The organism is Arthrobacter sp. CAL618 (assembly GCF_000468215.1).
Taxonomy (GTDB): Bacteria; Actinomycetota; Actinomycetes; order Actinomycetales; family Micrococcaceae; genus Arthrobacter_D.
Genome location: NZ_ASZW01000256.1, coordinates 1 through 21,161 on the forward strand (window position 1 = coordinate 1; position 21,161 = coordinate 21,161).

Annotated in this window: 18 protein-coding genes; 12 read left to right on the plus strand and 6 right to left on the minus strand. The window is 61.8% G+C overall.

Annotated features, from left to right (window positions below):
* The 6 genes from K728_RS0115625 to K728_RS0115650 all read left to right on the plus strand — a co-directional run.
* On the plus strand, window positions 1–251 hold a 251-nt coding region (locus K728_RS0115625; protein ID WP_024477243.1), incomplete at its 5' end, for an IS3 family transposase.
* Window positions 252–533: 282 nt separating this feature from the next.
* Window positions 534–1,226, plus strand: coding sequence for an IS3 family transposase (locus tag K728_RS19700; RefSeq protein ID WP_084442921.1), 693 nt, complete (start codon window positions 534–536; stop codon window positions 1,224–1,226).
* Window positions 1,227–1,279: 53 nt separating this feature from the next.
* On the plus strand, window positions 1,280–1,768 hold the full coding sequence (locus tag K728_RS0115635) for a BRCT domain-containing protein (protein ID WP_156911352.1): 489 nt from the start codon (window positions 1,280–1,282) through the stop codon (window positions 1,766–1,768).
* Window positions 1,769–1,929: 161 nt separating this feature from the next.
* Window positions 1,930–2,559, plus strand: coding sequence for a DUF4230 domain-containing protein (locus K728_RS0115640; protein ID WP_024477261.1), 630 nt, complete (start codon window positions 1,930–1,932; stop codon window positions 2,557–2,559).
* Window positions 2,560–2,872: 313 nt separating this feature from the next.
* On the plus strand, window positions 2,873–4,156 hold the full coding sequence (locus K728_RS0115645; protein WP_024477262.1) for a M20 family metallo-hydrolase: 1,284 nt from the start codon (window positions 2,873–2,875) through the stop codon (window positions 4,154–4,156).
* Between the two features lie 207 nt (window positions 4,157–4,363).
* Complete coding sequence (locus tag K728_RS0115650) at window positions 4,364–5,632, plus strand: hypothetical protein (protein WP_024477263.1); 1,269 nt, start codon at window positions 4,364–4,366, stop codon at window positions 5,630–5,632.
* Window positions 5,633–5,680: 48 nt separating this feature from the next.
* On the opposite strand, the gene K728_RS0115655 is transcribed toward K728_RS0115650, so the two are convergent.
* From K728_RS0115655 to K728_RS0115665, 3 genes are read right to left on the minus strand one after another with little or no spacing between them, the layout of a single operon-like run.
* Window positions 5,681–6,949 (minus strand): ArgE/DapE family deacylase, encoded by a 1,269-nt coding sequence (locus K728_RS0115655; protein ID WP_024477264.1) that lies wholly within the window; start codon window positions 6,947–6,949, stop codon window positions 5,681–5,683.
* Between the two features lie 6 nt (window positions 6,950–6,955).
* Complete coding sequence (locus K728_RS0115660) at window positions 6,956–8,281, minus strand: MFS transporter (RefSeq protein ID WP_024477265.1); 1,326 nt, start codon at window positions 8,279–8,281, stop codon at window positions 6,956–6,958.
* A gap of 2 nt (window positions 8,282–8,283) precedes the next feature.
* Window positions 8,284–9,978 carry an amidohydrolase gene (locus tag K728_RS0115665; protein WP_024477266.1) on the minus strand — a complete coding sequence of 565 codons (1,695 nt, stop codon included), beginning with the start codon at window positions 9,976–9,978 and terminating at the stop codon, window positions 8,284–8,286.
* 121 nt (window positions 9,979–10,099) lie between these two features.
* Here K728_RS0115665 and K728_RS0115670 point away from each other — a divergent pair, with 121 nt between their 5' ends.
* Window positions 10,100–11,293, plus strand: a complete 1,194-nt coding sequence (locus K728_RS0115670) for a PucR family transcriptional regulator (protein WP_024477267.1) — start codon at window positions 10,100–10,102, stop codon at window positions 11,291–11,293.
* On the opposite strand, the gene K728_RS0115675 is transcribed toward K728_RS0115670, so the two are convergent.
* Window positions 11,290–12,861 (minus strand): serine hydrolase domain-containing protein, encoded by a 1,572-nt coding sequence (locus K728_RS0115675; protein ID WP_024477268.1) that lies wholly within the window; start codon window positions 12,859–12,861, stop codon window positions 11,290–11,292. The genes K728_RS0115670 and K728_RS0115675 overlap by 4 nt on opposite strands.
* A gap of 452 nt (window positions 12,862–13,313) precedes the next feature.
* On the opposite strand from K728_RS0115675, the gene K728_RS21055 reads away from it, so the two are divergent.
* Both K728_RS21055 and K728_RS0115680 read left to right on the plus strand, forming a co-directional pair.
* On the plus strand, window positions 13,314–13,556 hold the full coding sequence (locus K728_RS21055; protein WP_156911354.1) for a hypothetical protein: 243 nt from the start codon (window positions 13,314–13,316) through the stop codon (window positions 13,554–13,556).
* 72 nt (window positions 13,557–13,628) lie between these two features.
* The gene (locus K728_RS0115680; protein WP_024477269.1) at window positions 13,629–14,711 is read left to right on the plus strand and encodes a hypothetical protein; all 1,083 of its coding nucleotides are present in this window, start codon (window positions 13,629–13,631) and stop codon (window positions 14,709–14,711) included.
* 39 nt (window positions 14,712–14,750) lie between these two features.
* Here the strand turns inward: K728_RS0115680 and K728_RS0115685 are convergent, their stop codons facing one another.
* Together K728_RS0115685 and K728_RS0115690 are read right to left on the minus strand one after the other, a co-directional pair.
* Window positions 14,751–16,007 carry a hypothetical protein gene (locus K728_RS0115685; RefSeq protein ID WP_024477270.1) on the minus strand — a complete coding sequence of 419 codons (1,257 nt, stop codon included), beginning with the start codon at window positions 16,005–16,007 and terminating at the stop codon, window positions 14,751–14,753.
* A 448-nt stretch (window positions 16,008–16,455) separates the two neighbouring features.
* A complete protein-coding gene (locus K728_RS0115690) occupies window positions 16,456–16,842 on the minus strand; it encodes a hypothetical protein (protein WP_024477271.1) in 387 nt (128 codons plus the stop codon).
* 277 nt (window positions 16,843–17,119) lie between these two features.
* Here K728_RS0115690 and K728_RS0115695 point away from each other — a divergent pair, with 277 nt between their 5' ends.
* From K728_RS0115695 to K728_RS0115705, 3 genes are read left to right on the plus strand one after another with little or no spacing between them, the layout of a single operon-like run.
* The gene (locus K728_RS0115695) at window positions 17,120–18,202 is read left to right on the plus strand and encodes an extracellular solute-binding protein (protein WP_024477272.1); all 1,083 of its coding nucleotides are present in this window, start codon (window positions 17,120–17,122) and stop codon (window positions 18,200–18,202) included.
* A gap of 48 nt (window positions 18,203–18,250) precedes the next feature.
* Window positions 18,251–19,354 (plus strand): ABC transporter ATP-binding protein, encoded by a 1,104-nt coding sequence (locus K728_RS0115700; RefSeq protein WP_024477273.1) that lies wholly within the window; start codon window positions 18,251–18,253, stop codon window positions 19,352–19,354.
* 14 nt (window positions 19,355–19,368) lie between these two features.
* A complete protein-coding gene (locus K728_RS0115705) occupies window positions 19,369–21,156 on the plus strand; it encodes an ABC transporter permease (protein ID WP_035748376.1) in 1,788 nt (595 codons plus the stop codon).
* Window positions 21,157–21,161 lie beyond the last annotated feature (5 nt).

A 21,161-nucleotide genomic window follows, 5' to 3' on the forward strand; every position in this document is an offset into this window, starting at 1 on the left:
TGTCCGAATATCCCTCTGTTTATACGGCCTGTAAGGCGTTGGCGCCGAAGCTGGGAGTCGGTGCTGAATCGCTGCGCCGTTGGGTGGTCCAGGCCCAGATCGATGCCGGTGAAAAGACCGGGCCAAGCAGCGAGGAGTTGGAGGAAATCAAGCGGCTCCGGGCCGAGGTGCGGGATCTGAAGGAGTCCAACGAGATCCTGAAACAGGCCTCGATTTTCTTCGCAAGGGAACTCGACCCTCGCCGCCGCTGACCTGCCGATTTATCGACGACATGCGCGCTCTTGGTTACGCGGTCGAGTCGATCTGCGCCGTCCTGCGAGACCAGGGCATGCAGGTTGCCGCACGAACCTACCGAGCGTGGAAGACACGCCTGCCAGCGTTGCGCACCCTTGAAGACGCCCGCCTCACCGATGCCCTACGAGCTTTGAACGTCGCTGATGCGAAAGGCCGTCGACGCCCCGAGATCCTTTACGGGCGCCGGAAGATGACTCAGTGGCTGCGCCGCAACGGTTTCCCGGAAGCCTCCAAACACTGTGGACCGGCTGATGCGCGAAGAGGGCATGAACGGTCTGATCAGAGGCCGCAAGATGCGCACCACGGTCCCCGGGAAGGACGGCCGCCGCGCCGGAGACCTACTGAATCGGGACTTCACAGCCCTGGCCCCGAACCAGGTCTGGGTCACTGATTTCACCTACGTGCCGGTCTACACCGGGTTCGTCTACGTGGCCCTGGTCATCGACCTGTATTCCCGGGCGATCGTCGGGTGGGAAACTTCCACAGTGAAGGACACTACGTTCGTGGAACACTGCCTGCGGATGGCGTTGTGGCGCCGTCAACACACCGGCCGGCCAGCCGCAGCGGGGCTGATTCATCATTCGGACGCGGGAAGCCAATACACCTCCATCCGTTACACCGATACCCTGGCCCTAGAGGGCTTGCAGCCCTCGATCGGCAGCGTCGGCGACGCGTATGACAATGCCGCCGCTGAAACGGTCATGGGGCTCTTCAAAAACGAGGCCGTCGCGAAGGGTTCACCGTTCCGCACCGGAGCCCTGAAAACCGAAACCGACGTGCAAACAATCGTCTTCGAATGGGTCCACTGGTACAACAACGAACGCCTGCATTCCGCCTTGGATCACCAGACGCCAGAGGAATACGAGCAAACATATTATGATCTACAAGCCGGTCCGTCATCCGACGCCGCCGCCAACAAACAGGCGGCATGATTCCCGGGACGGTTCAGGCTCCGGCACGCGCAAGTTACGCAAGCTCGCCGACATTGGCACAGCTTCCCCAACCAAACCCAAATGCTGACCCTGCCGGTCCACTTTTTGCGCAGGTTGTGGTCTTCACTGGCGAGCTATCAGGACTAGGCCGCGAGGAGGCAATGCAGCGGGTAGCGGACGCTGGAGGCATCAGTGCGAACAACATTACGAAAAAGGCAACGATGATCGTTATCGGTCGCTTGGACAATTCAACAAGTCGAGTCGAAATCTCGACAGTCAGCGGCAAGGAACGCAAGGCACTGCAATACATCGCCGCCGGACAAAAGATCCGGGCGGTTAGCGAGAACGAGTTTGTTGGGTGGACGAATAGCGGGGGATCAGTGGGCGGGTCACTAACTACTGACGCGAAATCTGTACCATCATCTCAGGACCAGCGAACGACGAGCACCGACAATAAGGATAGTGCTGGGACCACCTTGCTGGTGGAAACGGCTATTTCGGGTCTGTTCAAGTGGATCAGAGGCCTGCGGCACGAAAAGTAGCCCTGATCGCCCGGGGCGGTCATTGAAATGGTGGGCGACGTGCATTCGCCGCCCAGATGGGGCACAAGCGCTACACTGATGCTGAGTCAGCTCGCTCGGTACTCGCCGAGAAGGCAAACTGAAGGAACGGCCTCGCGGCGTTCAAGGGTTAATGGGGGCCAATGATCGCCAAGTTTGTCAGACGCATGACTGTCGTAGTCGCTGGATTAGTTGTCGTTGTTCTCGCAGGGATTGGTGCATCGAACATGTTCGGGTTTAACCCGTTCCAAGCGACACAGATCGACCGTAGCCAGCCAGTCCTGCTGAAATCGATTCAAGACATCAGTGAGTATCACGCGGCGGTGGGCAATTTCGAAGTAGTCCTCGATATCGAAGAGGACATTGATTGGGTGCCCGGGTTCGTCGCTGGACGACGGACGCTGTTCGTCGCGGCGGGCACAGTTAACTCACATGTCGATTTTTCGGGTCTTTCAGGCGACGATCTGACATTGTCCGCGGATGGAAAGTCAGTGACGGTTCGGTTGCCTGAGCCGGAGATCGGTAAGCCCAACGTGGATTTTGACCGCTCGTATATCTTCGGTCAAGACCGAGGTATTGTCGACCGAATCACCGACGCAATCGAGACCCCTAAACAGGCGGAACTCTACGGACTGGCCGAAACGAAAATGTTCGCTGCCGCGGAGGAGTCGGAGCTTCGAGCGCAGGCTGCCGAGAACACTAGAGCCATGCTGACAGGGATGTTTGGCTCGCTCGGAATTGACGTTATCTTTCTCGAGGACGGGTTGGGGTAAGCAGATTTGATCGCACGATCTTGTCGAGAATCTGTGCACATCAAGAACATCTCGCAGACGCGGGAGGGCCGCTGCAAACTTTCGGCAGCTTCCGCCAATGCACCATTCACTGGTAGGCGCAGGCCGTGAAGGGTCTGTTTCGACGGTCGAGTGGGGCCGGTCGCCAGCCCTGCTCGGAAGTTCGAAGTTCCAATCCACGGGTGATGGGCAGCCGCACAACCCGAAACAGGAAAATGGTTGTTGAGCGCCGGTGTTCGTAAGACGGTCAACTGCGACGATTGAACAAACATCCAATCAGTCGAAGGACCATCAAATGAGCAACGGCGCCGTACCCGAAACCGATCCATCCGAGTTCGAGGGGGCAGACGCTTCGTTCCTCAAGGACTTCGCCACGCTGAGCACCTTCGGTGCCACCGACAGGGGAGGCGTGGACCGGCAGGCCGGATCTGAAGCAGATGGGGATCAGCGCGCCTGGTTCAGTCAGCTACTGATGGAGAACGGATTCACCGTCAGCTTCGATCAGATCGGCAACCAGTTCGGGATGTTAGATCTAGAGGCCGGCAAGCCTTACGTTGTCGTCGGATCTCACCTCGATTCCCAGCCCACTGCTGGCCGTTATGACGGCGCTTATGGTGTTCTCGCCGCGGCACACGCCGCGTTCCGCCTTGCCGCCGAATGGCAGACGAGCGGCAACACTCCTCGCTACAACCTTGCAGTCGTGAACTGGTTCAACGAAGAGGGCTCCCGGTTCAAGCCATCGATGATGGGCAGTTCCGTCTACACCGGCAAGATGACACTTGACTCAGCTCTGACCACGACCGATCCGGCTGGGATCACCGTCCGTGAGGCGCTGGTATCGAGCAATGCACTCGGCGATGGCACCGGACCACAGGCAGCCTACTGCGCTGAAATTCATATCGAGCAAGGACGCAGCATGGAACGCGATGGCATCGCCATCGGCGTCGTCGACTCGAATTGGGCCGCCAACAAGTACGAGTTCGTGGTCCACGGCGAGCAGGCCCACACCGGCTCCACGGTCATCGCTGACCGTCATGACGCCCTCCTTGGCGCCTCACTGCTCGTGGTCGCTGCAAGGGAAATAGCCGACCACTTCCCTGACGGCGCCGTCCACACCTCAGTCGGCCAGCTGGATGTTTACCCCAACTCACCCGTCGTCGTTCCGTCGCGCGTCAACCTGCTGTTGGATCTGCGCTCCGCCAACGAAGCGCTACTCCGGGAAGCAGACCGGATGCTGCATGAGCGCCTCGAACAGATTGAACGCTCAGCACGGGTGAAGATCGAGAAAGTTGGCTCCCACTGCTGGCCTGTCACCCCCTACCAGCCAGAAGGCGTCGCCCTCGCGGAAAAGATTGCAGCCAACCGCGGTATCACCCACGCGCGGGTGAAGACCCTGGCCGGGCACGACTCCACCAACATGAAGGACATCGTTCCGACCGTGATGCTCTTCGTCCCCTCGGTTGAGGGCATCTCCCACAATGAACACGAGTACACCACTGATCAGGACATCGTCACCGGCCTGCATGTCCTGACCGACGTCGTGCGGAGCCTGTGCGAGGGCGAACTCGATCCATCATAGCTAGCTAGGATGAGCCCTAGAGACGAGTTGAGCTTCCCAGGAGGCACCTGGAGCGCCAATAGCTCGAACGCCGAAATTATCCACTAGATTGAGCCCCATGCTTTAGATTCTGACTAGCGGGTGGCACCTGATGTCTCAGTGAGCTCTAATTCGCAGATCCGCTGAACAGTCTTACGCGCTAACGACTTGAAGGGGCCCGGAAGCCATATGACGACAGCCCAACGTGAGGTGGAGATCGCTTCAAAACTAATCCGACTCGACGCGAAGAGGAGGAATGTGCTGACGGTGTGCGGAGATGTGCTCAGATGGGATTTCAAGTGGGCCGACCCCGACGATGATTCGCAGACAATTCTCAACCTTGCCGCCCGGAAGATCGCAGATCTCTGGGACCGGAGTCTCGTGTCTGCGAGAAACTCGCCAGCTACATCTCGACGCATTGCAGACTATCTTCCTGGCATATCCCGCCTCGCAGCTCGCCCTTCATCGGAGATGAAGGAGGAAGTCGCGGCTTTACCGCTGTGCCAGGTCGTCGAGTACATGGAACTCTTGGCCACCCCTACAGCATTACCGTCAGAGGTCGGAGAACTCACAATCAAGTCTGGGCTGGCCCGACTCTTGATCGTGCGGATAGTAGCTGCGGCTGCGTCCCTCGATGATTATTCTGCGAGCCCCCTACCGTTTTCAATTCGACCCAACGCGGATGTTGACTGGCACCCGGCGCTGGCAGCTGGCATCAATGATCAGGGGCCGTGGGTAACCGGTGTAGCGCAGCTTCACTCCTGCCTGGCTGGTTGGGATGCGGCATGGACGCTGCCTCCTAGGCCCCCATTCGATGCGGACGTGCTGCGAAGATGTGCCTACTTTGCTCCTCTTTCGCTGTTGATGTTTGGCTGTCTCTCGTGGATTAATCCGGCTGTCGGAATTGCGCGATGGATCAATCTGGGCATGCCAGTGGACGACCCTGTTTTGGGACTGATCAAGCGCCAGTGGGGCAAGTGGGCTCTCGCCCATGCGCTCGGGGTCGATACCCACAGCTTCTGGACCTACGGCAGTGGGGATCGTTTGGCGCGTGGATTGACCGAGGGCCAGACCAACCTTGAGGAAACAGCGAGGGCTGGCCGCTCATTCATTGCTTCATCGGAGTACGGCCGCCAGCAACTGAAATTTGCTGATGAACTTCATATGCAGACCCACGTTCATTCGCAACTCGGAAACTTAAACGGTGAAGAGGTAGGGCGGACCGTTCTTGTCAATGGGGCCGACGCTGTCATCATCTTGGATAAATACAGTGGCTGGTGGGAGGCTCTGCGAGAAGAAGGGAGGAATCTAACTCCGATCCGAACCGAGCGAGAGAGGGTAGTCCATGTTCTTTCACGAGGTGTCGGACTGCTCGGTGAGTTCCGGCTATCGGCCACAACTGGCCGTTGGCACGTTGGCTCCCACAAAACACACTTGCTCGGTTGGACGGAATCCTAGTTTCGATTCGGCTCTACAAGGTTTAGCCTCAGACCTCCCATGAAGTGACTACGCGGTCTCTGTCACCCCGCACCACTCGGCGATGAACAAGGCGATCGCCTTCGTGACCTTCCGGACCGACTCGACGTGCACCCGCTCATCGAACCCGTGGATCGCTTGCGACACCGGCCCGTAGACCAGCGCCGGAATCCCGCCGTACAGGGTGAACACCCGGCCATCCAGATAGCCCGGCGTCGTGAACGACTCCAGCGCCGACCCGAACACCTCCTGATGCGACGACGCAAGGACACCCTCGGCGTCGGACCCCTCCTCCAGCACATAACCCTCCGAGAAGAAGCCGTTGCGCACCGCTGACACCTCGGCCCCGGAGGTCGAGTCCCGGAGGCAGTCCTCGATCTGCGACCACGCATCGGCCGCCGTCGCCCCCGGATACAGCGCCGCCCGCACATCGAACTCGCACCACGACGGCACGCTGGACGGCCAGTCGCCGCCGGAGATCATCCCGATGTTGAAGTTGATCGGATGATCCAGGTCCTCGAAGTACCGGTGGCTGCCCTTGTCGGCATTCCACTTGTCCTGCAGTTCCCGCAGATCGCCCATCACAGTGTACGCGGCGTCGATCGCGTTGAACCCGGTTGCCATCTCCCGCACATGGGTTGGCTTCCCGGAGACGCGCACCTTGAACCAGATCACTCCCACGTTGGCTCGCACCAGCATGTTCTCTTCGGGCTCGGGGATGACCACGGCCTCCGCCGTGTACCCGCGCTGCAACGCAGCGAGCGACCCGTTGCCGGTGCACTCTTCCTCCACAACCGACTGCATGTGAATCACCGCTGCTGGAGCGAGTCCGGCCGCCCGCACCGCATCGAACGCGAACAGGTTCGCGGCCAGCCCGGCCTTCATATCGCCGGACCCCCGCCCATACATCCAGCCGTCCTTGATCTCGGCGTCCCAGGGACTCCGTGACCAGGTGTCTTCCGGCCCGGTGGGGACGACGTCGATGTGCCCGTTCAGGATCAGCGACCGCCCCGTGGCGGGCGCGGCCGGAGTGTACGTGCCCACCACGTTGGTGAGGTCCTCGAACGCGACGGTCGTCGGCCCGTAGCCCACATGCTCAGAGAGGGTTTCCTCGTCGAGCTGCCACCGGTCCATGGTGAGCCCGCGGGCCTCCATTTCGGCGAACATCAGATCCTGCGCGCTGGCCTCCTCGGCCCGCAGTGACGGGTGCCGCACCAGCTCGGCGGTGAACTCGAGCTGGCGGTCGAAGGCGGCGTCGACGGCGTCGGTGATCCGTTGCGTGATCTCTGGTGTCAGCATGCAGGACTACTGCACAATCGCTTTGTCTTTGACGCGGAGCTTCTCGCCGAAGAACCCGCCAGCAGCGGTAATCAGGGACACGGCCATCAGCAGCAGCGAAGCGGTCCACGAGCCGCCGTCGGTGGCACCCAGCAGTGCGACGGCTATCAGCGGCAGGAACCCGCTGATAGCGCCGGCCAGGTTGTAGCCCAGGGCTACACCGCTGTACCGCAGGTGCGGTGGGAACAGCTCGGTGAGCAGCGCGCCGGTGACGGCGTAGGCCAGAGAAACCAGCGCAATGCCGATGGTCACCGCGAGGATGATGGCCCCAGGGTTGCGGGTATCGATCATCCAGAACAGCGGGAACGCGCCCGCCGCCGTCGCCAATCCGCCGAAGAAGGTCATCCGACCCGGACCAACCTTCTCGCTGATCCTGCCGACCAGGAGCACGACACCGATCTGCACGACGGCGGCCACCAGGGTGGCGTTCACCATCAGCTGGCGGTCCATGCCCAGGGTGGTGGTGCCGTAGCTGATCACAAAGGTGGTCATGACGTAGAACCCGCCGACGCCCAGGAACGCTGCAGCGATGGCGACGAGCAGCCGGCCCCAGGCCTGCTTGAACACGTCGACGGCGGGGATCTTGGCGCGCTCCTCGAGCTTGACCAGTTCACGGAAGATGGGGGATTCCTCGACCTGCAACCTGATGTACAGGGCGATCAGCAGCAGCGGGAACGCGGCCAGGAACGGCAGGCGCCAGCCCCAGGCGTCGAACGCCTCGGACGGCAGCAGCAGAACCAGAGCAAACGCGCCCGAGGACATCAGTGTGCCGACCGGCGAACCGACCTGCACCAGCGCGGCGTACCTGCCGCGCTTTTCGATCGGTGCGTGCTCGACGGCGATCGTCATGGCGCCGCCCCACTCACCACCGACGGCGAGACCCTGCATGAGGCGCAGGACGGCCAGCATGATGGGAGCCGCGAGGCCGATGCTGCCGAAGTCCGGCAGGAACCCGATCAGGCCGGTGGCGACACCGATCATCACGATGGTGATCAGCAGTGCCGGTCTGCGGCCCACCCGGTCACCGATGTACCCGAAGAGCACCGCACCGATTGGACGGGCAGCGAAGCCGACGCCGAAGGTCGCGAACGCCGCGAGGGTCGCCGCCGTGGGGTCGAGCTCGGTAAAGAACAGCCGGTTGAACACGATTGCTGCTGCGGTGCCGAACAGGAAGTAGTCGTACCACTCCAGTGCGGTGCCAACGAAGGCGGCGCGGGCAATCTTGCCCGCGTCCTTGCCGCTGACTACCGGAACGTCCGGCTTCTCTTCCTGGGTTGCCTCATGTGGTTGCATGCTCAAACTTCCTGCTTCTCAGTGGTGGATTCGTGCTCTATATGACGGACGGTCGGTGAAGTGTCAAGGGTGTCGAGGTAGTCCTGGCCGAAGACACCGAGGCCGTCGATCACCGTCGCGAGGACGGTGATAGCGCCGATCTGCTCGGCTGGGACGTCGGCGGGATGGTCGGAGAGGACCACGAAGTCGGCGAGTTTCCCGCGCTCGAGGGTGCCGCGGTGGTCCTCGTCGCCGGCCATCCACGCGGTGTCAACGGTATAGGCGCGGAGAGCAGTCTCGGCGTCGACCCGTTCCTCAGGGCCAATCACCGCTCCACCGGAGCTCTGCCGCAACACCATCGACTGCATGCCGAGCAGCGGCGCCCCGGAGGCCACCGGCCGGTCCGAGCTGCCGGGAACCCGCACCCCCTGGTCCAGGAAGGAGCGGTGCCGGTAGACCCACGGTTCGCGGTCGACGCCGACGGCCGCGGCCATCGTATCGCCCACCTCGTACAGGAAGTGGGCCTGCGGGACGGGGGTGACGTTGAGGGCGGCGAACCGGGCCAGTTGGTCCGGCCGCACGATCCCCGCGTGCTCAATCCGGTGCCGGACGCCGGGTCGCGGGCAATCATTCTGGGCCACCTCAAAGGCGTCGAGCGCGACGTCGACGGCGGCATCCCCGATCGCGTGCGCTGCCACCGTCCAGCCGGAGCAGTGAGCGTTGATGATGCGGCGGGTCAGCTCGTCGATGGAGAGCTGGAAGCTGCCGGTGGAATGCTCATGATCGCAGAACGCTTCGGTGACGGCCGCTGTCCGGCCAATCAGCGACCCGTCGACGAAAATCTTCATCGCGCCGAGGCGGATATGGTCATCGCCGAAACCGGTGGTGAGTCCCAGGTCCAGGCCGAAGCTGATCCGGTCCTCCTCCGCGGACGTCAGCGGGTGCAGCGCGTCGCTGGCGGACATCAGCTGCACCCGGGTGTTCAGGGTGCCACGCCGGCGGGCTTCGGTGTAGGCGGCGAGTTCCACCGGGCTGCGACCGATCCAGCCCGACCCGATGCCCGCCTCGGTGACGTGGGTCAGACCCTCGGAAGCGTAGACGGCGCTCGCGGCGCCGATCGCATCGGCGAGATCCGCAATCGGATAGGGGACCACGAGCGCGGTGACCAGTTTCTGGGCCTGCTCCTCGAGGAGTCCGGTGGGGCCGGAATCGCCGACGGCCACGGTGCCGCCCTCGGGAGTCGACACCGAGCGGTCGAGAATCCCGGCGCGTTCCAGCACCGGAGTGTTCACCACGCACATGTGGCCGGAGCGGTGCTTGAGCCAGACCGAACGGCCGGGTGCGGCAGCGTCGAGGTCGTCCCGGTGCGGGTGGGCGCCGAGCACCGTGTCGTCGTAGCCGGACCCGACCACCCAGGCGTCGTCGTCGAGCCCGTAAGCGAACTCGGTGACCGCCGCGTAGACCTGGTCGAGTGTGGTGCAGCCGGAGAGATCCAGCTCGGTCAGCGATTGCCCAAACCACGCCATGTGGTTGTGTGAATCGCCAAACCCGGGGACGACGACGGCGCCGCCACAGTCGAGCGTGCGGGAGGCCTGGAGATCGATGATGTCCTCATCGAAGCCGACGATCCGGCCGTTCAGGACTCCCATCGCTGTAGCGGTGGGGGTGGCTTCGGCCAGCGTGAACAGGCTGGCATTGACGAGCTTTAGATCAAGCATCAACATCCAAGGGCTAGAGGGCATAATGCCGGAAGGGGTGAATTGGCTTACTCAATGGTGGTCTGGATCACGCCGCCAAACAATGGGTGATCACCTTCACCCGTCCGGCTAGAATGGGCAGATGCCCAATGATGCACCCGACATCCCCGAGAGGTCGCCCATGCGGTCAGTGGTGTCCGATGTGGTTGCTGACTGTCTAGCTGACATCGACAGTATTACCGACCAGTTTCTGCTGGATGTCCAGGAGATTGAGGGCTACGCCGGATCGACAGTCGATGGCCAGGACCTGCGGGACACGGCCGTCGCCTCCCTCGAACTCCTCCTGCGCCTGGTGGGGGAGTTACCGCTACCCGAGCGGCTGACGGGGGTGTCCAATGCCCTGGGTCACCGACGCGCGCGGCAGGGTGTTCCACTCGAATCCTTGCTGAAGGCCGTCCGGATGGACTTCCGGTTGCTGTGGGTGGCGATGCTGGAGAAGGTGCCCGCGGCGTCCCTGCCTGACTTCACCAAGGATGCGGTGCGGGTCTGGGAGGCGGTCGAGTTCCACACCATCCGCGTCCACGCCGGCTACCTGGATGAGCTTGCCAGCATGGCGCAGGCCAAGGAGCAGCAACGAGCCTTCCTGCTTTCCCGGCTCCTGACCAGTGATGGGAAGGACCAGCAGTTGCTGGGGCAGGCCGCCCGCGCACTCGGGGTGGACCCGGAGAGCCAGTTCATTGTCGCGGTCGCCGCCGATCACGCGCAGCAGGCGTTCCGCGAGCGGGCGATGGCGGCCGGCGTCGGGCAGCACCTCCACGAGCGCGAAGGCGCGCTGATTCTGATCCTTGAGGACCTGCCGGCCCGTGCTGGGAAGGAACCGGCCGGCACCCGACCCTGGCTGGACCAACAGGGCTGTTTCCTGGCTCCACCAGCCCGATCGCTCGCGGAGGTTCCGTTGATGCTGCGAATCGCGCTGCAGGCAGTCGAGGCGGTGACTGCCGATGCATCGGGACGACAAACGATCCGTGAGACCTGGGGGCATGTGGCTGCTGCCCAGATGGGGGAGTTCGGTCCGGTGCTGGCCCAGACGGTGTTGGGCCCGCTGGCGGCGATCTCCGACCATGAACGGGAACGGCTGATCGAGACGTTGCAGTCCTACTTCAGCTCCGGGTCGGTCTCCGATACCGCCAAGGAGCTCTACTGCCACCGGAACACGGTCCTGAACCGGCTGGCCCGGTTTGAGCAGCTCACCGGGTATAGCCCGAACAGGCCGGTGGACGCCGCGGCGGTGCTGGCCGCGCTGAGTTGTCAGGCGCCAATCGGGGAGCCCGGCTAGGCCGATTTCGGGGTGACCCGTGGGCGGGTAACGCCCGCCTCCCTGCGCCGCTGCTGGCTCGCGAGCAGTAGCCAGCTGGTGCGCGGGACCGGCCACAAGATCGCCAGCATCAGGACCGGGATCAGGGAGATGCCGACGTCGGGGAACTGGCGGATGATGACGAACAGGTGGGTGTCGAACTGGGTAGGGGCGTAGGCGAGGCATAGCCACAGCGTGAATCCGTCGAGGGCAAGCGCTGCGGCGGCCCAGGCCAGGAGGGTCTGGGGTTTCCGGGTAGAGGCTCCTCCGCGGGGCCGAAGGAACCGCAGCGTTAGCCCCAGGCTGAGCAGCTGGGCCAGCAGCAGTCCGAATGCGACCGTCCAACTGGAGCGTTGCAGCCAGTCTTCCTGCACCACCGTGGGTGTCGGTGCCTGGCCGTGGAGGATCCGTAGGAGGTTGCTGTCGATCGCTTTCAGCCGTGATGGGGCTGCGGTGTCATTGCCGTTGATCACCAGTGCGAGGCCCAGCCCGTCGGAGGGAACCATGGCGAGGTAGGTGTGGCTGTTGCCCCATTCGCCCTGATGCTCGAGCAGGCGGGGGAGTGTCCGCTCCGCGGGTGGCGGTGCTGCCGGATCGGTGGACTCCACCAGCGGCCTGGTGAACCAGCCCATGGCGTAGCGCGTGGATCCGCTGGTCCGTGCCCGGGGCTCGAACATCGTCACTATGCTTTCGGGCTGCAGGATCTGGGAGTCGCCGTACCGGCCGTCGTCGAGCAGGGCAACCAGTTGGTGGCTGAGGTCCTCGGCCGATGAGTACAGGGTGGAGGACGGCATGCCGGTGGTTGGGGCGGGAGTGTCAGTCTGGCGCCACCAGCTGCCAAACCACAGTGAGTAACCGTCGGCGGCGTTGTTCGCTCGGGCTCCCTCCCGGGTCGGATGACTGTTGTCCATCACCAGCGGGTCGAAGACGTGCTGCTCCAGGTAGTCGCCGAAGGGCTGGCCGGTGACCTCCTGGACCAGGAGGCCCAGGATGTTGAAGTTGGCGCTGGCATACCGGAACCGAGCGCCCGGTTCGCTGGCCAGCGGGGAATCCGCGAGGTCCTGCACCCCGTCTTCGAGCGCGTCGGCACCTTGCGCGTCCGAGTATTCGAAGGCGGTATGCCTGGAGGCCATGCCGCTGGTCTGATGGAGCAGGTGGCGGACGGTGATCTCCGCCGAGCGGCCGTCGTCGAGCGTGAACCACGGCAGGTAGGTCTGCACCGGCTGATCCAGTCGTAGCCGGCCAGCCTCGACCTGCTGCATGACGGCGGTGGCGGTGAAGGTCTTGCTGGTGGACGCCAGCAGCACCGGGGTTTGTGGGGTCATGGGCCGTCCGGAGCTATCGGCGTGGCCGAAGGCAGCGGTGTGGACCTGGACTCCATCCTCGACGACGGCGATCGCCGCGCCGGGGAGTCCCAGATCCTCGATCTGTTCCTGAAGATAGGCATCCAGTTCTGCGTACATCTGCTCTTGGGTTGCGGCCCGCATCGATGATGCAGCCGGAAAGGCGGCTGCCGACGGGGGAGCGCCGCCGAGGAATCCGGCGGCCACAAGGCACACCACAAGGCACATCGCAGCGCACATTACGAGGCAGAGTGATGACCAGGATGGTCTCCGCATGCCGCACCTGCACTTCGGTTGTCAGTTCCTTCACGGTATGGCCGAGTCCGGGGGAAAACAATGTCGGGCAGGATCAGATATGCCCCGATTTAACAAACATCCGGCGCTTGGTGAGACGGATAGTTGGATTAATCGGAACTTTTTGTAGCCTTTGCCGGGGTAGGACAGGCGCAAAGAAAACGCCTCTTCGTTTCTGTACTGGCGTCCCAATTACGGCTGAATAGACATCACAAAGGGGAGTCTAACGGGTCTACCTCCTCGCATTGGCACGCCCTTCTAATGCCGTCTCTCCATGGGTGAACTGGTGACGGCACCCTAAGTTACAAGAAAATTTAGCATTTTCGCAGGCATGTACTGTCGGAAGCCCGGCATAGCATGGCCGCATGAACTCCGATCAGAAACCCAAAATACCTAGGACGCGCAAATGTCCTGTCTGCGGCAGCGAGTCGTGGCGGATTGCCTACGGCGAGATCATGCCGAACCTGCAGGCCACCATGCCTAAGACAGTATTCGCCGGATGCTGCATCCTCACGGAGGAACGCTTCAATCCAAAAACCGGTCGTCGTGAGCGGGGCACGCTGGACTGGGAATGCCAAAACGAAGCGTGCCGCCACCGCTGGTGGTGAGTCGGTGGCTGACCGTAGGCCAGTAGGGTAGTGCTAATTCACTCGACAGTGTTGACGAGAGGGGAGCGGCCAATGAGTGAGATCCTGGTTCGTGCTTCGGGCGGTGAGTGGGTAGAGCCGATAAAACATGGATTCGGCCGTGAAGCTGAATTACAGCACATCCTGGCCGAATACCCTCAGCTGATTCCTGGTGTCCAGGCTGGCGCTGCGGCGTGCACGGAGTTTCAGTCGGGGGCTGGTCCTGCCGACGTCGTCGTAGTGAATACAAACGGTTCGCTGACGCTCGTCGAATGCAAGCTGGCGTCGAATCCGCAGATCCGCAGAGAGATTATCGGACAGTTATTCGACTACGCTTCCGGGTTCTTCAACATGCATATTGACGAATTTGAGGGACGGTGGGAAGTCCGCACTGGGAAGTCTCTTGAGCTCAGTTTCGGACTAGCCCAAGGAGGTCTCAGGGAGGCCGTCGCGGACAATCTACAAGCAGGCCGGTTCAGCGTTGTGCTGGCGGTGGATGCTATCAACTTAGAGCTGAAGCGGATGGTTGAGTACCTGAACGCGATGTCCGGTGCGGGGACTTCCGTCATCGCCGTCGAGTACGTGCGGCATTACGGTTCAGGGTTTGAAGTCCTGATGCCACGCACCTACGGCTTGGAACTAGCTGAGGCGAAGGTGTCAGCCACGAACAGATCCAAGGACAGATGGACTCTTGAACAGCATCGCAGCTGGATTGAGGCTAACGACCCGGCGAACCTGGGGAGGTTCGAATCGATTGCTCATATCGCAGCTGTTGTGGACATTCCGTTTGTCGGCTCACCAGTCGGTGGGAAGTCGACTGTGCCAGCTGGCGGACTGCGGATTATTCGGGGATCGACCGGCGAGATTGGAACGGTCTACATTTACCACTACAGGAGTCAGTCCTCGTCAATGGAGTTCAGTTTCACCAAAGCACCAGCCGTGCTGGCTCAGGATGAGGAGGCCAGAACGGCTTTTGCCGCGTTTCTCGACGAGCTCGGACTGATCCCGGAGCTGAGCGCCGCCGCCGACATACTGCGGACATCTAATTGCGCACGCCGCCCCAACGTTCCGTTGGCGAACCTGTCAGATGACAGCATCAAGAAAGTAGTGAACGCGCTGCATCGGCTGGTGAGCTAAGCTCGCCGCCCCTTCGGACTCGTCGCAGCCCGCACGCAATCACCGTCCGGTTTCAGTGGCGTTCTCGGGACTGGATTCAGTCACGGCTTTCTTGGGCGACCGCTGGGCTTCGATTTGGCCCGCTGCATGGATCACTACATCCCCGGCAGCCTTTGCAAACCCAGCAGGGACGGCCTTCGCGACAGACGAGACCGTCGTCGTCGTGGTCTTGGCGATATCGGACAGGGACTTCCGCCACGTCTCGCGTTCGATTTCCTTCTGGCGCAGGCCGTCCAGGCCATAGATTTCGGCAAAGGTTTGGATCAGCTGGCTGGCGCTTTCAGCGGAATCCAGCAGCGAACGGCTCTTTTGTGGGCTGCGAACACGATTGAAGTCGCTGACGTTAGCGGCGGATGTCAGTGCGTCCAACAATGACTGCAGACGGCTAGCGGCAGCATGCTCCCGTCGGGCTGCTGACCGTTGAATTGATTTGGCATGTGCTTCAACCGCTCCGGGGTCTCGTTGACGCAAATGAACAAGTTCGAGCGTTTCGAGGCGCTGCTGATTCGCCTGGCAAGCTGCCAGAATCACTAGCCATGAACGCAGTTCGTTGTGCGCGGCGGTCTCAGCAGCGTTCACCTTGTCGGCGAATGAGCGAGCACTCAGCGACCGCGTGTGGTTATCGATCTGAGCCAAAGCATATGAGCTTGCCTGTGCAAGGGCAGTGGCGTGGCCTGCGACTTGTGACCATGCCGTGTCAGTGATCCCGCCGGTATCCTCGTAAAGCTCGAACGCGCGGAGGAGTACCTGAGTGAGGCCTTGGACGTCACCGAGGGCCTGGGCTCGGTTGTCCTCAAGAAGGCGATCCAGCTTAACGTCCATCGCTTTCGCCAGATCCTCAAGCTGCGCGACTGCGCTCCGAAGGGCCATCGTTGCTGTCAGAGTAGCCAAATTCGACATCACGAGTGGGTTCATGCCGCCCGTAGTGAACTGGGTGAAAGAGTCGATTCGGCCATTGGTTCCCCGGATCACTCCGCTGAACAGACCGTTTTGGGGAAGGTTGAATTTCGCCAGTTCGACGAGCCGCAAGTGGGACTCAGGAGTGAGTTGCACCCAACTGCCGTCCAAAGCCGTCAAGACTGCCCCGAGCCCTGTGATTTGCGCAACGAGATCGGCGGTTGCCTTGCCAGTGTTCCCCTGGTGGCTGGGGTCAACATCCAACCGCATAAGTAGGTTACCGATCAGATCTGGGTCCCCTGCAAGAACAGCCGTGTTCCCGGAAATATGAATCCCGACTTCGTTCGTTGATTCGTTCACTTGTGAATTGTGGCACAAGTCGGCGGCAACCTGGTCCAACGAATAAGAGGTGTCGCTGTGTCGATACCCTCGTCTACCGTCAAGACATAAATTGTTGAACAACCTGTAGGGTCATCTCCAATGCTAAATGTGACTCCAGTCACCTTAACGTAGGACGGCCCCCATGACAGATACTGAGAAAACCGAAGGGGCCGAAGCGGATAGAGGATTGCGAATGCGGGTTTCCGAACTCGCTAAGTTTGGAAGCGGGCTACCGGTCGGGCACTGGGGTGGACGGTATCTGTGGCAATTATCTGAATCTACGAGGCTCAGAGTTGCGTGGATGGAAACTGGAGAGAGGTCCGCGCGCGACGCCGGGCGGGTCCTGCTAGAAGAGTTCCTGGATCTGCACGGTCAACTACCCTTCGCCAACCTTCGTAGGTAACTGATCGCTGTATTCACTCGCCAGCTAGGCGACTATTTTGGAGGACAGGATCTGCTGTCGCCGGGCGCGCATCCTTAGAAGCAACCACACTGTGCGCGGGACCGGCCACAGGATAGCCAGAGCCAGCACCGGGACCAGCGAGAGGCCGACGTCGGGGAACTGACGGATGATGACGAACAGGTGAGTGTCGAACTGGGTAGGGGCGTAGGCGAGGCATAGCCACAGCGTGAACCCGTCGAGGGCGAGCGCCGCGGCGGCCCAAGCCGGCAGGGCCTGCGGTTTCCGGGTAGTTGCCCCTCTTGTGTGCCGAAGGAGCCGAAGCGTCAGCCCCAGGCTGAGCAACTGGGCCAGCAGCAGTCCGAATCCGACCGCCCAACTGGAGCGTTGCAGCCAGCAGGATGGTCTCCGCATGCCGCACCTGCACTTCGGTTGTCAGTCTGTTTACGGTAGGGCTGGGCTGGAGGGAACACAATAGGTCGCAGATTCATCACCCCACCCGCCATGGACCGTTTGCCACCCGTTCACCCGAAAGTATGGTCGCAGTCACATTTCCATGGTTATTATGTACGCGCATACATTTCTCGTTCCTTCGTTTGTCGGGGCATGATGTATGCGCATACATTGACTGAACTTCTTCACGCCAGAACCCTCGGGTTCTCGGCTTGTCTTCTATGAATGGAACGCAACGATGAGCAAAGCTGCTTTTTCCTGGTCCAAGGCTGCGGTGCTGACTGCCTCGGTACTTCTCCTGACTGCTTGTGGGGCGGGTGACGATTCCGGGGATTCACAATCCGGAGCCTCACGCGAAGACACCACCCTGATTGTTTACTCCAACTCGGTCAGCGACGGACGCGGCGAATGGCTCACCGACCGGGCAGAAACCGAAGGCTTCAACATCGAGTTGGTCGATCTGGGCGCCGGTGACATCCAGAACAGGCTGATCGCCGAAAAGGGCAACCCCGCGGCCGACGTCGCCTTCGGCCCCACCAACGTTCAGTTTGAGAGCCTCAAGGAAGCTGAAGTACTCGAGAACTACACGCCGGAGTGGGCGAGCGAGGTCGAAGAGTACGTGGCGGGTGGCGAGGACGGAGCATTCTGGCCGATCGTCCGCGAACCCATCATGCTCATCCACAACACCGAGGCCTACCCCGCCGGTGAAGGCCCCCAGAGCTGGCCCGAGCTGTGGGAAAACGAAAAGTTCCACGGCAAATACGAAACCCAGACCGTCCTGGGCGGTGGCACCACCCGCATGGTGATCACCGGCATCCTGGCCCCCTACTTTGACGAGAATGGGAAGCTCGGGGTGAGCGATGAGGGCTGGACCGCTATCGAAGAGTTCTTTGCCAACGGCAACCCCTCAATCGAAGGAACCGATCTGTTCGCACGCATGGCCAACGGTGAGGTGAACGCCGGCCAGATGTGGCTCGCCGGCAAGTTCAGCCGCGAGGAAGAATACGGAATCACCACCGAGGCCGCCAACCCCGAGACCGGCGTTCCCTTCGTCTACCAGAACATCGGTCTGGTAGCCGGCAGCGAGAACCAGGAAGTATCGCAGGAGTTCATCGACTGGTTCGGCTCCGCAGAAGTCCAGGCCGCCTGGTCCCAGGAGTTCTTTACCGCACCGACCAACGCCGCCGCCATTGAGGACGCCAACGCTGAGGCAGTCGAAGCCACCAGCGCCTTCACCGAACAGGACATCGATTGGGCCGTCGTCGCCGAAAACGTCGACGCCTGGATGGAAGAAATCGAACTGAACTACATCAAGCTCTAACCCCTCGACCTCGCCGTCGGCGCCGTTCTACCCGAAAAGGAGCACCCCATGATTACCTACTCCGACGTCGAGGTCCGCTTTCAAGACTTCCTCGCACTGCCCCAGTTCAACCTGACGGTCCAGGAGGGCGAATTCTTCACCCTCCTGGGCCCGTCCGGCTGCGGCAAAACCACCGCACTGCGCACCCTCGCCGGACTCATCGCCCCCTCGCAGGGCTCCATCTCCATCGCCGGCAAGGACGTGACCCGGCTGCGCAGCGACCAGCGCGAGCTCGGCATGGTCTTCCAGAACTACGCGCTGTTCCCCTCCATGAGCGTCTTCGAAAACATCGCCTTCGGGCTCCGGGCCAAACGCAAGCCGAAGGCTGAAGTGAACGACGCCGTCGCGCAGATCGCCCGCGAGGTGGATCTGACGCCCGAACAACTTCAAAAGAACGTCGCCGAACTTTCCGGCGGCCAGCAGCAGCGGGTGGCCATCGCGCGGTCCCTGGTGCTGCGGCCAAAAATCCTGCTATTGGACGAGCCGCTGTCGAACCTGGACGCGAAACTGCGCCAGCAGCTCCGCGGTCAGCTGAAAGACCTGCAGCGTCAGTTCGGCATCACCACCGTCTACGTCACACATGACCAGGACGAAGCCCTCTCAATGTCTGACCGGATCGCGGTGCTCAACAAGGGGCGGATCGAGCAGGTGGGAACCCCCCACGAGATCTACGTCCGATCGGCCACCGAGTTTGTCTGCACCTTCATTGGCGACGTCAACCGGCTCACTCCCCAGCTGGTGGAACGCCTCGCTGCGGCGCCAGGCTCTGAGCTAAAGCCCGACGCCGTCACCTACCTTCGCACCGAGCGGGTAACAATCGTCCCCGACGAGGCAGGGGCCTCCGCCTACACCATCGGCGGAACCATCAAGGAACGCTCCTACCAGGGCACCAGCTCCACCTATTCAGTGGATTGCGGCGACAACGGAATGCTGCGAACCATCATGAGGGAGGACGACACTGACTACCGGACCGGGGATTGGGTGACACTGGCCTTGCACCCCGACCATCTCCTGCAGTACCCCGACGGCGATCAGGCCAGTCCTGGCTCCGGTCTGCAGGGAACAGGCAACCAGACAGCCGAAAAATCCGATGGACAGGCAGTCCTCCGGTGACCAACGTGCGCCAGATGCTGCGCAACCCGCTCTTCCTGGTCCTGACGCTGTTCCTGACCTGGTTCATTTTCACGTTCCTCCTGATGCCGAACTTCGCGATCCTGCGGTCGGTCTTCGTCTCGCCCGAGGGAAGCCTGACGTTTCGATCGGTCGAGCGCCTCCTGTCCTCCGAACGAGCCGTCGATGCACTGCGCAACAGCTTTGTCCTCGCCATCATTCTCTCGGTGACGGTCAACATCGTCGGTATTTTCATCGTCCTCGTCACCAGGTTCTACGACATCAAGGGCGGGCGCATCCTGTGGCTCGGCTACGCGACAACCCTCATCTACGGGGGAGTGGTCCTGGTCGCCGGGTACAAGACGGTGTACGGGCCGAACGGTGTCCTCACCCAGGTCATTGGTTCAGTGCTGCCGGGCATTGACCCGCAATGGTTCTCCGGGATGATCGCCGTGATCTTCGTGATGACCATTTCGTCCACCGGCTACCACCTGCTGTTCATGTCGGCAGCAATCGCCCGGGTGGATTACCAGACGGTCGAGGCCGCCCGGATGATGGGCGGGTCCGACTGGGCCGTGCTGCGCCGGGTGGTGCTGCCGATGCTGAAGCCGATCATCTTTGCGATCACCATCCTGACCTTCCTCGCCGGGCTGGCTGCGCTCGCCGCCCCCCAGATTCTTGGCGGTGAGTTCCAGACCATTACCCCGATGATCCTCGCCTTCGCCAACAGTCCAACCTCACGGGACCTGGCCGCCACGCTGGCCATCATCCTGGGCATCTCAACCATCGCCCTGCTGGCGCTGATGAACCGCTTCGAGAAGGGCGGCGTGTACTTCTCCGTCTCCAAGGTGCCAGTGGCACTGCAGAAGCAGAAGATCCAGAACCGTACCGCCAACATCGTGGTGCACGTGATGGCCTATGTCCTGTTCCTCATCTACGTCCTGCCGCCAGCACTGATCGTGTTGTTCTCCTTCACAGACGCCCGCTCCATCAACTCCGGGACGATCAGCCTGGACAGCTTCACCCTGGAGAACTACATCAATGTCCTGACCGAAGAGCGCGGCTACCGGCCCTTCCTGGTCAGCATTGGCTACGGTGCGGTGACCGCCGTCGTCGTCATTGTCCTGATGCTTTTCACCGCGCGGATGATCCAGCGGTACCGGAACAAGCTGACGATTGTGATGGAATACCTGCTGCACATCCCCTGGATCCTGCCGACCACCATGATTGCGCTGGGACTGATCCTGACCTTCGACCACGCCCAACCTCTGGTGGGTGGCCAGGTCCTCACCGGAACGGTCGGGATCCTCGCGATCGCGTACGTGATCGTGAAGATCCCTTTCACGTTCAGGTTGCTGAAGGCGGCGTTCGCCGGGGTCCCCGACAACGTCGAGGACGCCGCAGCAATTCTTGGCGCCGGTTCAATGTATACGTTCCGCAGGGTCCTGGTTCCGCTGGTGTTGCCGGCGGCTGCGGCCATCACCGCGCTGAACTTCAACAGCCTGCTGGACGACTACGACACCGCGGTGTTCCTCTCGCACCCGATCTATCAGCCGCTGGGTGTGGTGATCCGCAACGCCACCACCGGGGACCAGATCAACGACACCACCGCGCTGACCTTCGTCTACACGGTGCTGCTGATGATCATCTCCACGTTCACCATGTGGCTGGTCTATGGGCGGAAGTCAGCAAGCGACCGGGCCAACAAGCGCCAACGGAAGGCTGTCGCCGGGTCGCAGGGCCCGGCGGCGTCCACAGTGGAACCCGCCGACAAGGCACCCGTTCGCAACGACAGCTTGCCCTGATCCAT